This window comes from Streptomyces rimosus subsp. rimosus (genome assembly GCF_000720725.1).
In the GTDB taxonomy this organism is placed as follows: Bacteria; Actinomycetota; Actinomycetes; order Streptomycetales; family Streptomycetaceae; genus Streptomyces; species Streptomyces rimosus_A.
The window spans coordinates 38,944-56,850 of the sequence record NZ_JOCQ01000038.1 but is presented as its reverse complement, the minus strand read 5'-3'; the positions used below and the strand labels follow the sequence as shown (position 1 = coordinate 56,850).

Below are 17,907 nucleotides of genomic sequence, written 5' to 3'. Positions count from 1 at the left end.
CTCTCGCGACTCTGTCTGCCTGGGATCCGGACTCTGTCGTGTGTGTAACCGAGCGGGCGAGCTCCCTGTCTCAACATCGTCGGCAGCGAGGCTCTGAGTGCGTAACCTCCGTCTACGCTCGAACGCTCATTGTGATCTAGGAATAGAAGGGTGACCCGAAGTGAAGGACAGGCGAGTCGTCATCGTGACCGGTGGGGGCACGGGCATTGGGGCAGCCACTGCCCGGTTGCTTCGCGAGGGTGGACACCGCGTGGTCGTCTCGGGACGGCGACCGGAACCGCTAGGGCGCCTGGAACGGGAGACCGGGGTGCTGGCATATCCGTCCGATGTGGGTGACCCGGAGGCCGCCGACGGTCTCGTCCACACCGCCTTGGACGCCTACGGGCGACTCGACGGGCTTGTGCTGAATGCGGGCATCGGGCGCGGCGGAGCGGTCGGCGACCTGTCGATGGAGGATTGGGAGGACGTGATGCGCACGAACGTCACCGGTCCGCTTTTTCTCCTGCGCGCGGCGATCCCGCACCTGTTGGAGGCACATGGGTCGGTGGTTGCCGTGGCGTCGGTGTCCGCACTCCGCAACGGCGCGAGCAACGCCGTGTACGCCACATCCAAGGCAGCCTTGCTGCAGCTGTGCCGTTCCCTTGCCGTCGACTACGGACGTCAGGGGCTGCGTGCCAACACCGTATGTCCCAGCTGGGTACGAACCGAGATGGCCGATCGACGTATGGAGCGCTTTGCCGTGGAAGCGAAGTTGAGGGAGGGCAGTGTGGAGTCTGCGTATGAGGAGGCAACCAAACTCTTGCCCATGGGTCGGCCGGGCGACCCGCGTGAAGTGGCGGAGGCGATCAGCTGGCTGCTCTCTCCAGCAGCATCCTATGTCAATGGCGCAGTACTCACCGTAGACGGTGGGGCCACAGCACTTGATCCGGGAACTCTCGCGTTCGACTTCCATATCGCACCACGCGGCGATGCAGCACTCTGATAGTCCCGGGCATTAGCCTTATTCTGGTCTGCTGTGCCCGAGTGCCGCTGGTCAGGAGCGATGGGCCGGAGGCGGCTGACAGCAGGAAGGGCCGTACCAGATCGCGGCCGTCTACGCGCAGGCTGTACACCAGGCAGTCCTCGTCGGTGACGGTGTCACCGACGAGATGGCTGGCCAGCTTCGAGGGCTCGTCGTGCGGCAGTTTGACGCGGCCTGCATAGGTCACAGGCCGTCGGAGCTGGATGCATGCTGCGAGTACCGAACTGCAACGGCTAGGCCGTTTCGTTTGGATCACCTGATCGTTGGTCTGGGGGTGCCGTTGACTGACGTGCAGTGGGCGTGGATCGAGCCGTTGTTGCCAAACCGGACACCGCAGCGGGGCGGCCGGTGGCGGGATCACCGTGAGGTGATCGATGCGATCGCCTGGAAATTCCAGACCGGATCGCAGTGGGTCCACCTGCCCGAGAAGTACGGGAACTGGAGGGGCGTCTACAACAGGCTGCGGATGTGGGCCATCGACGGCACCTGGGAGCGGGTGTTCACCGCGCTCATCGCGCAGGCCGACGCCGAGGAAGACCTCAGCTGGGCCGTCTCGGTCGACTCCACTGTCGTGCGCGCTCACCAGCACGCAGCCGGGGCCCGCAAAAAGGGGCCCCGACCGGCGAGCCCGATGACAATGCCATTGGCCGGTCTCGCGGCGGACTGACCACGAAGATCCACCTCGCCTCCGATGCCCACTGTCGGCCACTGGCCTTCGTGCTCACCGCCGGACAGGCCGGTGACGCGCCCGTCTTCGATCACGTCATGGCCCGCCTCCGCGTCCCTCGGCAGCGAGGACGTCCCCGCACGAGGCCGGACGTGGTCCTGGCCGACAAGGCGTACTCCTCCCGCGCGATCCGTGAGCACCTGCGCAAGCGCGGAATCCGCGCTGTGATCCCGGTTCCGGCGGATCAACTCGGCCACCGGCTGCGGCGCGGCAGTCAAGGCGGCAGGCCACCCGCCTTCGACCGCGAGGCATACAAGCAGTGCAACACCGTCGAACGCTGCATCAACCGTCTGAAGCAGTGGCGGGGCATCGCCACCCGTTACGAGAAGACCGCAACCATCTACCTGGCCGGACTGCACATCGCGGGCATCTTTCTTTGGTCTGCCAGGCCAACGGCTCAGGAGCAGGAGTGAAGCGCATCGTCCCAGGCACCAGGGCTGCGGTAGTGGTTCTTGTGCCCGGCGGCGAGTACGTGGCGCAGTTCGGCAAGGTGCTGAGTGTCCGTGGGGAGATCCAGCTGGCAAAGGAAGGTCAGTGCGGCAGCCGGCTCCAGGTCGCCGTAGACGTCGTGGAAACTTGCCAGGAGGCCGCGGAAGACAGCCGAGTGCAGGGCAGGAAGCCGTATGGCGGTGCGGTATGTCAGCTCCTTCACCGTCCAGCGCACCGGCCCCGAACACTGCAGAACCCGACGGGCTCGGCGGAGCAGGGCTTCCGATCGCTCGGTCACCACCCGATCGATGTCGTTACCGAGAACTTCGGCGAAGGCCGTCGCGGACGTGGCGTGGTCCTTGAACCAGTCCACCCACAGCGAGTAGGTGATGGCCCCGGCGTCCCGGTCTGCCTCCAGCCGCTGACGGTAGCCGTCCCACAGCACGTCAGCCGGCAGGGGGCCCTCCGTGTCCTCATTCGCGAACCGGATCTCGCACGTGACCCAGTACTCGTCGAGGAGGTCCAGCAGCCCGAAAGCCAACCTCACCTGGTCGGCCGCATCCAGATTTTCGGCAAACACATCACCGGCCCAAGCGTGCGCTACCTCGTTGGCGGTGAGCAACGCGTCCGGCTTCTCGTCGCTCACCCACCCGTCGCGCACCTGGCTGACACCCTGATCAGCCAGCCAACGCTGCGCTGCCTCCTCGGCTTGCATCTCCACTCGGGAAGTATGACAAGCCTCGCAAGATCCAAACGAAACGGCCTAGGTCCGAGCGCCGCGCGTCGGGCATGCTGCCTATGCCTCCCACAGACAGCCAAAGTGTGGAGGCATTGGGCTATCTGGAAGAATTTGCCAAGTCGAAGTCGCTACAGCAACCGGCCAACGGTCCTGGTGGGCGTGATGCCTGGTTTCGAGGCAAGGCGGGTGGCCAGAGCCTGGACAAGGTCATCAGCGCGCTGATCCCCCAGGTCGCAGAAGTGCTGCTTTGCCTCATGCCCCAGTCAAAGTTCGCGCCTGGCGGATGCCGCAAGCGCTCTGCCCTCATCGGTACGGACCTCCGCTTGGGCGAGGACGTTCGCAGTGGGTGTGACACCGCGTAGTGCGGCGATGCTCGGGAACGTCGCGCTGCCTGTAGGGCCACATGTAGTGGCTGAGACGACCGCCACGTCATGTGCGGCATGGTTCCCGGCATGGCCAATGGCGCGGATCGCGCCATCCAGGCAGCGTCCAGTGCGGCCGCCTGTGACCAGGAGCCCAAGGCCCAACTGCGAGGCAGATGGGCCTGCTGAAAAGGTATTGATTCGCGCCAACTCCGCCCGTCCTCCTTTGCTTCTGTTGACGCACGACGCAGACGCCAGCGTATGCTCACCGATCAGTTCATCCGCTTCAGCGAATACTCCTGGTCGAGGAAGCCATGTCTCACACTCAAGAGTTATGCATCGTGGCCGTCGGTGACGTCTTCGTGCACCGGGAAGAGCCGCAGGAGGCGTTTCAGCACGTCAGCCAGTCCTTTCGCAGTGCAGACGTAGCGTTCGCGAACCTGGAGGGGGTCTACAGCAAGACACCGGAGCGGGCGCCCAGCGCGGGCGTCCCTGTCATCGCCGACCCACTGCACGCCTCCAGCATCGCCAGCAGTGGCATCAATGTGGTCTCCCTGGCAAACAACCACAGCGTCGACGGAGGCACGCTGGCTTTGCTTGAGACCCGCAGTCTCATGCAGGCCAGCGGGGTCGCCACCGCGGGCGCCGGAGAGGACAGCGCCGCAGCACACGCCCCCGCGGTCATCGATACCGACAGGGGCCGGGTGGCCGTCCTCGCGTACGCCTCGGTCTTTCCCCACGGTTACGAAGCCCGTCCCGGAGCACCCGGGCTGGCTCCCCTCAGGGCGCACACGCTGTACTCCCCCTGGGAAACGAACGAATGGAACCCAGGGCTGATGCCCCGGGTCAGCACCGTTCCCGACGACGAGGACATGGCGGACCTGCGGGGAGACATCGCGAGGGCCCGCGAACAGGCGGACCTGGTCATCGCGAGCTTCCACTGGGGCGACTTCACCCGGCCGTTCGTCCTTACCGACCACGAAACACGCACTGCCCGTGCCGCCGTGGACGCCGGCGCCGACGCGGTACTCGGACATCACCACCACCTTTTGCGCGGCATCGAATTCCACCGCGGAAAGCCCATCTTCTACGGTCTCGGCCACTTCGCGTTCGACCTGCCGGACCTGGAAGAACGGCTTCAGAAGTCGGCCTATCTCGGTCGCGGAAGCGCGCGGCTGCGGCGGGAGAGCTCCCGACGCTTCGGCGAGCACCGCATCGGCGCACGCGAGGGGTACCCCCTCCTGCCCTTCCATCCCGACGGCAGGCTCACCGGGTTCGCAGTCATGTCGTACGGCGAGGGCGGACTGCAGGCCGGTTTCGCCCCCTGTGTCCTCGGCCCGGACAACAACCCGCGGCCCGTGGCCGCCTCGACTCCCGAGGGCAAGGAGGTCGTGGACTATCTCGAGCGCGCCTGTGCCGTCGAGGAACTCTCCACTCGCTTCCAGCGCGATGCCTTCACGATCGAAGACATCGCGGTCACCGCGGTCACGCCCGGCTCCTGAACCTTTCGCCACCGAAGACCGTCGGCGGACAGCCCCATGTCGGCCAACGCCCCCTCACACCCACGTACCCAACGAACACCAGAAAGGTCGTGCCATGTCGGAACGCAAGCGTTACGTCGCGACGGAAACCGATGAGCAGTACTACTGGCAGCGGGTGCATCGCAACCTTGGCTGGCTGGGCAACACTCTCGAGGAGCAGAAGGCGCGTCAGCTCAAGCTGAAAAACGCCGTCATCGGAATCGCCGGCGTCGGCGGCATCGGCGGCGCGACCGCCGAGCGACTCGTCCGAATGGGCGTGCAGAACCTCAAGCTCGCCGACCCGGACACCTTCGAGATCTCCAACATCAACCGCCAGTTCGGTGCCACCATCGACACGGTGGGCCGCAACAAGGCTGAGGTCGTCGCCGAGGCCGTGTACAACACCACGCGGGACGTGAACATCGAGGTGTACCCCGAGGGCATCACCGAGAAGGTGGTGGACGAGTTCTTCGAAGGGTGCGACTACGTCCTGGACAAGATCGAACTGTACGAGATCAAGGCGCGGTACACCCTGCACCGTGCCTTCCGGCGCTCCGAGCGCTGCCAGTTCATGATGCTGACGCCGGTCTTCGGCCACCGCACATTCTTCTTCAAGTGGACCCGCGACTCGATGACGGCCGAGGAGTACTTCGGTGTCCCCGAGGATGAGGAGATGAACGAGAAGAACGCCGAGCAACTCATCAGCCGGTTCATTCCGGAGATGCCCGATTACCCGGATCGGCCCATTCTCAACGAGTGGTTCATCAAGAACCGTGAGTGCCCCATCTTCGCGGGCACCCCGCCGCTGGCCCAGGGCATGCTGGCGTCGCGCCTCGGTCAGGCCATCACCGGCCTGGACCAGCTGCCCGGCGCCGTGCCGCTGCCCGTGACACCCGGGTACGCCATGCTCGACACCCAGAAGTGGGTGGCCAAAACCGTGGTGGGCCAGTGGTGGTAGCCAACGGCCTCGTTGTCCCGCAGGCCCGGGCGGAACGGCGTGACGACACGGCACGGCCGCGCTTGCCCCGGCACGCCGTCTCGCTGCGGAACTGGCGGCGCTCCGACTACGAGAGCGTCTGGGGACGAGCAGAGTGGATGCTGGGCCAGTCACCCGAGCGCGTGGCCAAGTCGGCTCCCGGCATGCTGCTCGGTGTCCTCTTCTACCAGAACAGCACCCGCACGCGGCTCAGTTTCGAGGCGGCGGCGCACCGCATCGGCGGTGCGGTCATCGGCTTCTCCGACGTGACAAGTACCAGGGCCGGGGATTTCTACCGGGAGTCCCTGGAGGACACGGTGCGGGTCGTGGGCGGCTACGCCGACGTCCTGGTGCTGCGCCACACGGACGACGATGCGGCGGAACGGGCGGCTGCCATCTCGCAGGTCCCCGTCGTCAGTGCGGGCACAGGTGACCGCGAACACCCCACACAGGCCATGTTGGATCTGTGGGTGCTGCGGTCGAAGCTGGGCCAGCTCTCGGGCGTGACCCTCGGCTACGTCGGTGATCCCGCCTGCCGGCACGCGCGTTCCCTGGTGTACGGGCTCGCCGCCTTCGGTGCGTCCGGGATCGTCTTCCTGGCCCCGGACGGCGCTCGGATCCCCGACGACATCCAGCGCACGTTGTCGGCCGCCGGAATGTCCTCGCACCGGGCGGAATCCGCGACCGAGGTGATGCACAAGGTCGACGCGGTCAGCATCATCCCGTTCGAGCTCTCAGACTTTCACGAGAGTGCCGTGCGTTCTCACACCCGGTCCGCCGAGCTCGACCGGCGGTTCGTCTTCGACAGTGCGCTGCTCAGCCGGACCGGCACCGGAGTACCTGTGGTCCACACGGGGCCTCGCGGTCCCGAGCTGCCGCCCGACACGGACGACGTGCCCAACGTGCACTATTTCGAAGGCGTGACCAAGGGCGTCTATCTGCGGGCTGCCCTGTTGGCAGAGCTACAGGCCCACCGACGGCGTAGCTAGCGTTCCTTGTCGGGCCCGGTGCGTCGCTCACAGCTGTGGTTCGTATCGGGCCCCACACCCGATACGAACCACCAGGCGTGCCCGTCCTTCTTCCGCCGTGGCCGGCCCCGCGCCGCCCGCCCTTCGAGTTCCTTCCTCAGCGTTCTTCCTCTGTCGTCAGGAGACCGTTCGTGCGCCACGACCCTTTGGTTCAAGCCCTCCGGGCCGGTACACCGCGCGCCCGCGTCCTGGCACGGGAGGACATTCCGAGCGGTCTTCTGCACGACGAGGCCGCCGGAGCACGTCATGGGCAGGCTCGCGCGCTCGTGCTGCCGACGGAGACACCTGAGGTGCGCGAAACCGTCCGCACGTGCGCGCAGTTCGGCGTGCCGGTCGTGGCCCGCGGGGCGGGCACGGGGCTGTCTGGCGGCGCCAATGCCGTCGACGGATGCGTGCTGATCGGCACCGAGCGGATGAACCGGGTCCTTGAGGTGGACACCGACAATCAGACGGCCATCGTGCAACCCGGAGTCGTCAACGACGACCTCAAAGGCCTGTGCGCCGAGCGAGGACTGTGGTACCCGCCCGACCCCGCGAGCTCTGCCTGGTCGACTATCGGCGGCAACGTGGCCACCAACGCGGGCGGTATTTGCTGTGTGAAGTACGGAGTCACCCGCGATTATGTGCTGGGCATCGAGGCCGTCGTGGGTGACGGAACGGTGGTGCGGCTCGGCGGCCGTACCGTTAAAGGTGTGGCCGGGTACGACCTGCTCGGGCTGTTCGTCGGTTCGGAAGGCACACTCGGGGTGATCACCGAGGTCACCGTGCGGCTCCGCAGCCGCAACAGCAGGCCACCGGTAACGGTGGTCGGCTTCTTCGACAGCCTGACCGCCGCCGGCGAAGCGGTCGTTTCGGTGACCGCCTCCGCAGCGACGCCCGCTGCCCTGGAACTCGTCGATCGGCACTGCCTCAGGGCCGTCGAGGCGTGGAAGCGGATGGGCATGGACCCCAACGCCGCGGTTCTCCTGCTGGCTCGCAGCGATGCACCGGCCGACGCCGCGGAGGAAGAAGCAAGGGTACTGCTCGACTGCTTCAGGAGCGCTGGCGCCTCCTGGGCCGAGAGGTCCACCGATCCCGTGGAGGCCGAAGCGCTCTTCGAGGCCCGTCGACTCGCCTACCCGGCGCTGGCCCGCCTCGGGCCCGTGCTGACGGAAGACGTCTGCGTGCCACGCGGCCACGTGCCCGAGATGCTGGCTCACATCGAAGAGATCTCAGCCGCATGGGGCACGCCGGTCGCCAACATCGCCCATGCGGGCGACGGCAATCTGCATCCGTTGATCATGACGCCCGGTTCAGACGCCGTGGCCATGGACCGCGTGCATCACGTCTTCGACGCGATCATGGACGCGGCCATCGCCCTCGGCGGAACCGTAACCGGCGAACACGGGATCGGCCTGCTCAAACGAGACGGAATGCGGCGCGAGATGAGCAGTGCCGTCCTGTCACTGCAGCGGAGTGTGAAACAGGCGCTGGATCCCCAGAGCCGGTTCAATCCGGGGAAGCTCGTGCCCTGACGCGCCCTGCGCAGCAATCGCCCCACTCAATCAGTTGTCGTGGAGGAAGAGTTGCAACCGCACCTGGACACGCTCCCGCTCCGGACCATCGCGGTGGTCGGAGCAGGGCCACGTGGGCTGTCGGTCGTCGAGAGAATCTGTGCCAACGCGGCTGCGGTGGCTTCGGAAAGGCGCATTCGCGTGCACGTTGTCGACCCGTTCCCGGCGGGTGCAGGCCGCGTGTGGCGCACGGATCAGGCCCGGGAACTGCTGATGAACACAGTGGCCTCCCAGATCACCGTCTTCACGGACGATTCGGTCGCCTGTGAAGGACCGGTGGCCGAAGGACCGAGCCTCTACGAATGGGCGCGCTTTTTCTCCTTCACCGGTCAGCTCGATCACGACCTCGGCCTGCACCAGGAAGCCAAGCGTCTCGGGCCCAACTCGTATCCGAGCCGGGCCTTCTACGGCGCCTACCTGCGCTGGGCCTTCAAACATATCGTCAGTACGGCACCGAAGCAGGTACAGGTCACTGTCTGGCGGACCACTGCCACGCGGGTCATGGACGGGCTCGACAGTAGCCAGACCCTGGAGCTCGCCGAGGGCGGTCCCTTGACCGGGCTGGATGCGGTGATCCTTGCCCAAGGACATCTGGACTGCGAACCGACCGAGGACGAGGCACACCTGGCCGGCTTCGCACAGGAGTGCGGAAGCCTGTACCTGCCACCGCAGAACCCGGCCGAGGCCGACCTCTCCGCCGTCTTCCCGGGTGCCGTTGTGGCGTTGCGCGGGCTCGGACTGAACTTTTTCGACTACATGGCGCTGCTGACCGAAGGACGGGGCGGCACCTACCGGTCGCGGGGCGGCCATCTGGTCTACGAGCCCTCCGGTGAGGAGCCGGTATTGATCGCCGGCTCGCGCCGCGGCATCCCGTACCACGCACGTGGTGAGAACCAGAAGGGGGTATCCGAGCGTCACGTTCCGCTCTTCCTGACCCCCGACGTGATCGGCTCCTTCCAGCGGCGGGCCAATCAGGGCGATGGGGTGATCTTCCTGCGCGACGTATGGCCGCTGATAGACAAAGAAGTGCGGGCGGCCTATTACGCCGCGCTGCTTGCCCAGCGCAGATGTGGGTGTGCGGCGGCGAGGTTCCTCGAGCAGTACGCCAAGGTCGCCGGAACCGAGGACGAGCGGCTCGTCCTGCGTGAGCACGGCATCGGAGCCGGGGACCAGTGGGATTGGCGCCAGGTGAACCTTCCGCACTCCGGTCTGTCCTTCGACGGCGTCAAGGAGTTCAACCGGTGGCTCGTCGGCCATCTGCGCCTCGATGCCGCCCAGGCAGCGCAGGGCAATGTGTCCAATCCGCTCAAAGCAGCTCTCGACGTGCTGCGCGACCTGCGCAACGAGATCCGGCTCATCGTCGACCACCAAGGCATCACCGGCCCGTCGTACCGGGACGACCTCGACCGCTGGTACACGCCCATGAACGCTTTCCTCTCCATCGGCCCACCTCGTACGCGCATCCTTGAAATGGCCGCGCTGGTAGAGGCAGGAATCCTGTCACTGGTGGGGCCAGGCATGCGCATCAGTGCCAACTCCGCCACCGGCCGCTTCGACATCACGTCCGATCTGACAGGCGACCGCCCGGTGTCTACCTCCGTCATCATCGAAGCGCGTCTGCCGGCAACCGACCTCCGGCGCACCCGGGATCCCCTCTTACGTGAGCTACTCGACTCGGGCGGCTGCCGCCCTTACCACATCGGTGAGCCGTCCGGGCCCGGCTACCTCACGGGCGCGGTCGCGGTTGGGCCACGTCCCTATCCCCTGCTGGACGCAGCCGGCCAGCCGCACCCGGCCCGGTACGCCTTCGGCGTGCCGACGGAGCAGGTGCACTGGGTTACGGCAGCGGGCATCCGCCCCGGCGTCAACTCGGTCACGCTCGCCGATGCGGACGCCATCGCGCGTGCGGCGTTGCGCAGCGAGGACCGGCAGCCGGTTGGCCATGCCCCAGTTCCGTTCTCGCCCGGTGTGCCCGGGGGCGCGCTGTGATGCCGGAGGAGCGTAAGGAGACACCGGAGCACCCGGGGCCGGGGGCCGGCGGGCCGGCCGGCGCCAGGGACGCCGGGCTGATGTCACCTATACGGGCAGGAACACCGGTCGAGGCCGCGCTGACGGACGAGGCGTGGCTGTCCGCCATGCTTGACGCCGAGGTCGCGCTCGCCTGCGCCCAGGCACGGATCGGGATGATTCCCTGGAGTTCGGCCGATGCGATCGCGGCCTCGGCGCGCGGGTGGCGGTGCGATCCGGTGATGCTGGCCCGCCGGGCCCGTGAGGCCGCCAACCCGGTGGTCGCGTTGGTGCAGGAGCTCACCCGCGAGGTGGCCGGGCGGTATCCGGACGCCGCGGACGACGTGCACCTCGGCAGTACGAGCCAGGACATCCTTGACACTGCGACCATGCTGCTCGCAGCACATGCCCTGGACCTGATTTCGGACGATCTCGACCGTGTCTGCTCGGCGCTGGAAGGGCTTGCGGAACGTCATCGGGATACCCCTATGGCGGCTCGTACGCTCACCCAGCATGCGGTGCCCACGACTTTCGGTTTGAAGGCCGCCGGTTGGCTGCACGCAGCGGACGGGGCCCGACAGCGGCTCAAGGCGCTACGGACCGAGCTGCCCGTCCAACTGGGAGGGGCAGCCGGCACGTTGGCGGCCTATCACGAGTACGCCACGCTGGATGGAGTGAAGGGGCGCAACGGCGAATCGGCCGCCCTGGAGCTGATGTCGGTATTTGCCGAGGAGGTGGGGCTGGCGGAACCCGTCCTGCCGTGGCACTCCGCCCGAGAGCCCGTGGCCCGGGTGTGCTGTGAACTCGCCGTGATGGCAGGGGTATTGGGCAAGTTCGGCACAGACGTACAGAACCTCGTGCGGACCGAAGTGGCGGAGGCAGTCGAACCCGGTGCCGAAGGGCGGGGGGCGTCTTCGGCGATGCCGCAGAAGAGGAACCCGGTCCTGTCGGCACTCCTGGTGTCAGCCGCACTGCAACTGCCCTCCCATGCGACTGTGTTGTTGCACTGCATGGCAGCCGAGGGGGAGCGTTCGGCAGGCGCGTGGCACGCGGAATGGCAGCCGCTGCGCGAGGCGCTCCGGATCGCGGGGGGCGCGGCATACACGGCCGCCGAACTCGCCGAGGGGCTTGTACCGCTGTCCGGTGCCATGGCACGCAACCTTGCACTCACCCAGGGACAGATCGTCGCCGAACGGCTTGTCGTGCATCTCCGGAGCGCTGTTGGCAAAGCCGAGGCCAAGCGGCATCTGGGCAGGATCGCCGCCTCGTCGGCGGGGGGTGAGTCCTTCGCCTGCGCGGTCAGGGCCGACCCGGTCGTGCGAGAGAGCCTCTCTCCCGATCTGCTCGACGAGATCCTCGACCCGGCCGGTTATCAAGGCGCCGCCGGCGAACTCGTGGACCGGGCATTGACGCATCACCGCCTGCACACCCGCTCCGCCAGCGAAGCGGCCGCCGAGCGTGGCGGCACCAGGCCCGAACCCTGCGAGAGGACACCACAGTGATCGACAGAATCGACGCAACGCAGGCCGTACGCGCGGCCAAGGCGCGACGACCCGATGTCAGTTGGCAGGACATCGCCGACGCAATGGGCCGGCCCCTGGTATGGACCACGGCCGCACTGCTGGGATCTCACCCCCTGGCACCCGCCGAGGCCGAAGCCGCCGGAGCTCTGCTGGACCTGGAGCCGAGCGTCATCGAAGCCCTGCGACTGCCCCCGATCCGCGACACCGGCCGGTCCGGCAGTTCCCCGGTGGATCCCACGGTCTACCGGTTCCACGAAGCCATTGGCCTTTACGGCTCCGCTCTGCGGGAGCTCATACACGAGCAGTTCGGAGACGGGATCATGAGTGCGGTCGACTTCCGCCTCGACCTGCGGCGGGTGCCCAACCCGGAAGGCGACCGCGTCGTCATCGTCCTCGACGGCAAGTTCCTCGCCTACCGGTGGTGAGGTGACGCGCGGCGGCGCGCGTCACCGTTGATCCTGACCTTGCGCAGTATGGATCATGCGGCGGCGCGCGTGCGCAGGTCGTCCATCTCTACGCCCAGCCACTCGCGCAATCCCTGGGCTCCCTCGTCCGGTACCTGGATCACCCTGCTGCTCCGCGCCCGCACGACCCATCCGATCTCCACCAGCCGGTCGAGCAGCGCGGCGCCCACGGCACCGGCCAGATGATGGCGTTGTTCCGTCCAGTCGACGCAGTAGCGCACGAGCGGACGATCCGTACGCGGGGGCTCGACGCCCACGTCAGCCAGCACCGTCCAGCCGTGTTCGGTGACCTCGTAGGTCAGGTCCCAGCCGGGCGCGGACAGCCGGTCCCGCACCGATCGATCCGGGTCGTGCACCCCGTCCCCGCCCGCCAGAACTTTCCGGTCGATCAGCGCGCGCATCACGCTGACCCCCAGGTGGCCGGCGAGATGGTCGTAGCACGTGCGCGCCAGGCGCAGGGCGCGGGCCCGGGTGCCGGAGCGCAAGGATCGGGGGGTGAACGGCGGGGCCAGCCTGGCGAGCGACTCGAGCGCGGTGGCGACCTCGACCGATGCGAGGCTGTAGTAGCGGTGGCGGCCCTGGCGCCGGACTGTGAGCAGGCCTCCCTCCACCAGTTGCGACAGGTGACTGCTGACTGTGGAGGGCGCCACACCAGACTCCGCCGCGAGCATCGTCATCGGAAGCGCCCGGTGGTCCAGCAAGGCGAGCAGGATGCGCGCCCGAGTCTGGTCTCCGATCAGGGCGGCCGGGGTAAGGAAATTGGCGTCTCCCGCTAACTCGCGCATAGCTCTCCAAGAAATTGACAACCGTCTGTTCCCGATGCTGCCACGGTTCCGTGTACGCCGCACCCACTGGGCCGGCCGGTTCTGGGCGGCAGCACATTTCGACCTGGCTCGAAGTCTTCCGGGGCTACGTTGGGACCCGTCGCTCTCCCGCTTCACCCGCAGGGCGTGTCCCGGCGCGCGTACTGCGGTGCGGGAGGGCGGGGATTCATGCCCATGGCAGTTATGGAGGTAATGGTGGGACGCGAGCTGATCACCCGAGGAAAGCTTCCCGGCTATCGCTACTCACCCGGCGTGGTGGTGGGTGACACCGCCTACCTTGCCGGTCATTTCGGCGTCGACACGGACGGAAAGCTTATCGCGGAGGACATTGCGTCCCAGGGCCGACAGGCGCTTGCGAACGTGCGTGCGACTCTCAAGGCCGCGGGAATGACACTTGAGGATGTGGTGAGCATGCGGGTATGGCTCACCACCTATGATGACATGCCTGCGTTCGACGAAGTATACGGCGCTTTCTACCCGGTTGATCCGCCTGCCCGTACGGCGTTCATGGTGGAAAGGCTTCCTCTGGGCGCGGCAGTCGAGCTCGATGCGATCGCGGTCCGCGACTCGTCGGAAGTGAAGGCGCGGCTGGCCTGATGTCACACATGGAACGAAGTGGCGAAGCACCCACGTCCCTGCAAGAGTTAGGGAGTCCGAATGGTGCGGCCACCACTGCCCGGGCCCGACCGGACGTCACCTCGCGGCTTCCCCTGATCGCGTTGTGCCTGGGCTTCTTCATGGTGATGCTGGACGCGACGGTGGTCACGGTCGCACTGCCGCCCATCGGCCAGGACTTCGGGACCGGTGGCGACCTGGCGGGCGCCCAGTGGGTCGCGGACGGTTACACCATCGTCTTCGCCGGGCTGCTCCTGTCGGCCGGCTCGCTCGGCGACCGGTTGGGCGGCAAGTCCGTCTTCCAGGCAGGGCTGGGGCTGTTCGTCGGCACCTCGCTGGGGTGTGGCCTTGCCCCGTCCTTGTGGTTCCTGATCCTGATGCGTCTGTTGCAGGGCCTTGCCGCCGCGCTGGTGGTGCCCACCTCACTGGCGCTGATCCGCGCCTCGTACACCAACAAGGAGGACCGTGCCCGGGCCATTGGCGTCTGGGGCGGCATCGGCGGCATCGCAGCCGCTTCGGGCCCCGTGCTCGGCGGGCTGCTCGTCTCCGCACTCGGCTGGCGCTCCGTGTTTTGGGTGAACCTGCCGTTCGGATTGCTCGGCATAGCCCTGACGGCCCGGCACGTGCTCGCACCGAGACCGCAGACGGTACGCGGCGCGGACCTGCCCGGGCAGCTCCTCGGCATCCTGACACTCGCCGCCGGGACGTACGCCGTCATCGAAGGCGGCCATCGGGGCTGGACCTCATCGGTGGTCATGGCCGCCACCGCGCTCTTCGCGTTGTGCGGGGTGGCCTTCGTCCTCGTCGAGCGGCGCAGGGAGCACGCGATGCTGCCGCTGTCGCTGTTTCGGCACCCGACATTCTCCAGCGCCACCGCCGTCGGGTTACTGCTCAACATCGGCTTTTACGGACAGCTGTTCGTCGTCACCTTCTACTTCCAGCAGTACCGCCACTACGCGGTGCTGTGGGCCGGCCTGGCGATCCTGCCGCAGACGGCGATGGCCGGACTGGCCTCCGCCCTGGGTGGGCGGATGACCGCGCGTACCGGCCCCCGGACACCCATGACACTGGGTCTGCTGATCGGCGCCGCCGGCTTCCTGGCTCTGCTGGTTGCTGGGCGCTCGACCCCGTACTGGGCGCTGGTACTGCCGCTGGCTGCCATCGGTTTCGGTACGGCGTTCACGATGCCCGCGGCCGTGGCAGCCGTGGTCGAGTCGGCACCGCCGAACCGGTCGGGGATCGCGTCGGGAGCGCTCAACGCCAGCCGACAGGTAGGGAGCGCGGTGGGAGTGGCCCTGCTCGGTGCGCTGGTCGCCGGCACCGCAGACTTCGAGTCGGGCATGCGCATCGGTTCGCTGGTCAGCGGCGGCTGCTTCGTTGTGGGCGCACTGATCGCCCAGGCGGTGGGCCGGGGCCAAGGAGAGCGGCTCCTGGCCTGACACAGGCACCACGCAGATCTCAAGCTCTTCGGCACCCGTCCGCACAAGCGGACGGGTGCCGGGTAGATACCGGTAGCATCGGCCAACACAGCGGACGGCCCGGTGGCGGGCCGAGTCTCCAGCAGAGGACGGCTGATGAACGAGAGCGAACTCCCACGCGGTCAGGGAGGCCGGCGTCTGATCGCCAGGTTCAGCCAGCGGCTCAACGAACTGATCGCCGCTCTCTACCCGGACGAGCGACACCGCCCGGGCTACGCGAAACTGGCCGCGCAGATCAGAGAGACCACGGGTGGCACGATCTCGGCGACCTACCTGTGGGAGCTGGCAACCGGCAAGAAGCGCAATGTGACCCTGGAGCAACTCGACGTGCTCGCCGAGTTCTTCGGGGTCCCACCGGAGTACTTCTTCGACGATGACGCCGCGGAACGCATCGCCTCGGAACTCAAGCTGGCGACCGCGCTGCGAGACGTGCGGGTACGCAACCTCGCCCTGCGCGCCGACGGCCTGTCTTCCGAAGCGCTTGACGCACTGCTGACCATGGTGAACGAAGCCCGACGAATTCAACACCTTCCGGACGCCGCCCCACCTGCCGAACAGGTCGCGGGGGACAGTCCGAGCCCATAGAAATGCCTGCCCGCCGAACCTCGCCGTGGCGGGAAAGCAGAAGATCTTGGCCGGATCGCGTCGGCGCAGCCGGTAAATGGTTGACGCGGCACGCGGCATACCGAACCATTCTCAGGGTCTTATACGAGCCACGACAGTGACACGTCGGACAGTGCGCGACTGTACCACTGGCGCCAAGTCAATGAGAATGAAGGCACCCGCATGCCCCTTCGCTTCAAAGAACTTCACCGGCGCTGCCGGCTGATAGTGGACAGGCTGGATCTGCCCCAGGACTTCTCGGTGGAGTCCTTATGCAAGCACCTCTCGCAACAGCGTAAGCGCCCTATACACTTGCACCCGCTCCCATCCACCGCCATTGGTAAATCGACCTGCGGAGTGTGGATCTCCACGGACAGTGACGACCACATATTCTTCGAATCACAGACGACAAGGCTCCATCAGGAGCACATTATCCTCCACGAAATCGGCCATCTCCTCTGCAATCACTATTCACTTCGATCGCCACGCACCCCCGATCTGACCGTACTGTTCTCCGGCCTCACCCCGCGGACAGTACGACGGCTGCTCGCCCGGACGAGCTACACCACAGTCCAGGAGCAGGAAGCGGAGATGCTGGCGAGCCTCATCAAAACGGAGACCGCCCATCGACGGACGGCTCCGTCGGCGGGTGTCCTCGGCGAACTGCAAGCCGCTTGGGGAGTCGGAGGTCCGCATGCTCTTTGAGCTCACGGAATGCAGTGGGTTCATTGAGGACATGGGAACGGGGGCTATCTGGATCGCGGTGCTGCTGCGCATACCGGCGGCCCGCCGAGACCGGCGCCAGCGCGGGCTGTGCATCGCAGTTGCGGCGGCAGCGGCAGCCATGACCCTTCGTCTCCGTCCGGTCGACGGGGCCCTCGATGTCGTGACCCGTGATCCGCACATGACCCAGCTGGCCATGCATCTGTTCGGGGCCTTCTCCGCCGTCGTGGTGCTCGACTTCCTCCGCGTCGTCACGGGCAGCGGACCACCGAGGAAACGCCTGCACCTGCTCGGCGCGGCACTGCTGCTCTCGCTCGTGGTTCTCGACGCGATGGCACCCCCCCACGCGCAGGACACGATCGCCCCGCACGGCGCGCCGCTGCCGTCCCTGGAGTTCTGGCTCACTCTGCAGGGCATGCACCTCGCAGCCGACACCACATGCGCCGTCGTGTGCTGGCGCCATAGCCGACGCAGCGTCAAGGGCCCCCTACGGACAAGCCTGGCGCTCTTCGGCCTGGGAACCGCCTTCGCCGCACTTTTCTGGGTCGGGTACCTCCTTTACATACCGCTGCGGGCGCCGTGGATCCCGCCGCTTCTGTCCCTCGCCATGGGCCTGCACGGTCTGCTCCGGGCGGCCTCGATCGCCATCCCGACCCTGCTCGACACCCGGCGAGCCCTCGACGACGCCAGAAAACTGCATCAGTTGTGGCCACTGTGGCGCGACCTCGTCGATGCCGTGCCCTCCGTCGCGCTGTGCAAGCCGCGCAACTACCTAGGAGAGATCCTGCGGCCGCAGGGACCGCGGGACCTGATCATCTACCGCAGGCTCGTGGAGATCCGTGACGCGATCCTCGTCCTGCGCGAGTACGTGCCGGCGGACCGCGCCGCCACCCGCGCACCGGGGTCATCCGGCTCCTTCCCTGGGGATGCCCACGCGCTCGCCCGTATGCTCAAAGAAGCCCGCCAGGCCAAACTGGCGGGCGTAGCGCCCCACACGGACCCGGCCAGGCTGACCCACTCAGGAGGCCCGGACCTAGCCGCGGAGACCGCGTTCCTCATCCGGGTGGCCACCGCGTACCGCAGCCCCACGACTCCGTGCACATCCCGCAGGCATATGGTGACGCCTTCCGGATCCGGCTGAACTCCCGGTTTGATCCGCTTCGACGGACATCTGAGAAGGGGTTCTGTCTCGGATGGGTGTAGCTCTGCTGTAGTGACAGTGCTGATCAGGCCATAAGTCTGTATCGGTTTTGGTCGTCGGCTAGGTGGATGCGGTGGTGATCTTGGGTGAGGTGGTAGCGCCAGTAGGTATCGA

General features: G+C 67.1%; 15 protein-coding genes. 13 read left to right on the top strand and 2 right to left on the bottom strand.

Going from position 1 to position 17,907, the window contains the following annotated elements; translation table 11 throughout:
• The first annotated feature begins 160 nt into the window (after window positions 1–160).
• Both IH45_RS0120485 and IH45_RS1000000146675 read left to right on the top strand, forming a co-directional pair.
• Window positions 161–982, top strand: coding sequence for an SDR family NAD(P)-dependent oxidoreductase (locus IH45_RS0120485; RefSeq protein WP_030670105.1), 822 nt, complete (start codon window positions 161–163; stop codon window positions 980–982).
• A 298-nt stretch (window positions 983–1,280) separates the two neighbouring features.
• Window positions 1,281–2,161, top strand: a protein-coding gene (locus IH45_RS1000000146675; RefSeq protein WP_394298690.1) for an IS5 family transposase whose coding sequence is annotated in 2 segments (ribosomal slippage) — window positions 1,281–1,652 and window positions 1,655–2,161 — 879 coding nt in all. Because the reading frame shifts where the segments join, the coding sequence is not laid out codon by codon here.
• Here IH45_RS1000000146675 and IH45_RS0120470 read toward each other — a convergent pair.
• A complete protein-coding gene (locus IH45_RS0120470) occupies window positions 2,146–2,892 on the bottom strand; it encodes a hypothetical protein (protein WP_030670094.1) in 747 nt (248 codons plus the stop codon). The two genes, IH45_RS1000000146675 and IH45_RS0120470, sit on opposite strands and share 16 nt — an antisense overlap.
• Window positions 2,893–3,619: 727 nt before the next feature.
• On the opposite strand from IH45_RS0120470, the gene IH45_RS0120465 reads away from it, so the two are divergent.
• The 7 genes from IH45_RS0120465 to cynS all read left to right on the top strand — a co-directional run bounded on the left by IH45_RS0120465 (window position 3,620) and on the right by cynS (window position 12,310).
• A complete protein-coding gene (locus IH45_RS0120465; RefSeq protein ID WP_199810695.1) occupies window positions 3,620–4,780 on the top strand; it encodes a CapA family protein in 1,161 nt (386 codons plus the stop codon).
• A gap of 94 nt (window positions 4,781–4,874) precedes the next feature.
• Window positions 4,875–5,756: a ThiF family adenylyltransferase gene (locus tag IH45_RS0120460; protein ID WP_030670088.1), complete on the top strand. Its 882-nt coding sequence runs from the start codon at window positions 4,875–4,877 to the stop codon at window positions 5,754–5,756.
• Window positions 5,720–6,763, top strand: a complete 1,044-nt coding sequence (locus IH45_RS0120455) for a hypothetical protein (protein ID WP_078897678.1) — start codon at window positions 5,720–5,722, stop codon at window positions 6,761–6,763. The genes IH45_RS0120460 and IH45_RS0120455 overlap by 37 nt, the downstream gene beginning before the upstream one ends.
• Window positions 6,764–6,933: 170 nt before the next feature.
• Window positions 6,934–8,316 carry an FAD-binding oxidoreductase gene (locus IH45_RS0120450; RefSeq protein WP_030670084.1) on the top strand — a complete coding sequence of 461 codons (1,383 nt, stop codon included), beginning with the start codon at window positions 6,934–6,936 and terminating at the stop codon, window positions 8,314–8,316.
• Between the two features lie 39 nt (window positions 8,317–8,355).
• On the top strand, window positions 8,356–10,344 hold the full coding sequence (locus IH45_RS0120445; protein ID WP_234440608.1) for an FAD/NAD(P)-binding protein: 1,989 nt from the start codon (window positions 8,356–8,358) through the stop codon (window positions 10,342–10,344).
• 80 nt (window positions 10,345–10,424) lie between these two features.
• Complete coding sequence (locus IH45_RS0120440) at window positions 10,425–11,864, top strand: class-II fumarase/aspartase family protein (protein ID WP_050515017.1); 1,440 nt, start codon at window positions 10,425–10,427, stop codon at window positions 11,862–11,864.
• The gene (gene cynS, locus IH45_RS0120435; protein ID WP_199810694.1) at window positions 11,861–12,310 is read left to right on the top strand and encodes a cyanase; all 450 of its coding nucleotides are present in this window, start codon (window positions 11,861–11,863) and stop codon (window positions 12,308–12,310) included. Before IH45_RS0120440 ends, cynS begins: the two co-directional genes overlap by 4 nt.
• Window positions 12,311–12,363: 53 nt before the next feature.
• On the opposite strand, the gene IH45_RS0120430 is transcribed toward cynS, so the two are convergent.
• Window positions 12,364–13,134 carry an ArsR/SmtB family transcription factor gene (locus IH45_RS0120430; protein WP_030670073.1) on the bottom strand — a complete coding sequence of 257 codons (771 nt, stop codon included), beginning with the start codon at window positions 13,132–13,134 and terminating at the stop codon, window positions 12,364–12,366.
• Between the two features lie 213 nt (window positions 13,135–13,347).
• Between IH45_RS0120430 and IH45_RS0120425 the strand changes: the two genes are divergently transcribed.
• The 4 genes from IH45_RS0120425 (at window position 13,348) to IH45_RS0120410 (ending at window position 17,733) form a co-directional block, all read left to right on the top strand.
• Window positions 13,348–13,770, top strand: coding sequence for a RidA family protein (locus tag IH45_RS0120425; protein WP_158813174.1), 423 nt, complete (start codon window positions 13,348–13,350; stop codon window positions 13,768–13,770).
• Window positions 13,771–13,778: 8 nt separating this feature from the next.
• Complete coding sequence (locus IH45_RS0120420) at window positions 13,779–15,227, top strand: MFS transporter (protein WP_078897683.1); 1,449 nt, start codon at window positions 13,779–13,781, stop codon at window positions 15,225–15,227.
• Window positions 15,228–15,362: 135 nt separating this feature from the next.
• Window positions 15,363–15,851 (top strand): hypothetical protein, encoded by a 489-nt coding sequence (locus IH45_RS0120415; protein ID WP_030670063.1) that lies wholly within the window; start codon window positions 15,363–15,365, stop codon window positions 15,849–15,851.
• Window positions 15,852–16,605: 754 nt separating this feature from the next.
• Window positions 16,606–17,733, top strand: a complete 1,128-nt coding sequence (locus IH45_RS0120410) for an MAB_1171c family putative transporter (protein WP_158813172.1) — start codon at window positions 16,606–16,608, stop codon at window positions 17,731–17,733.
• Window positions 17,734–17,907: the final 174 nt, after the last annotated feature.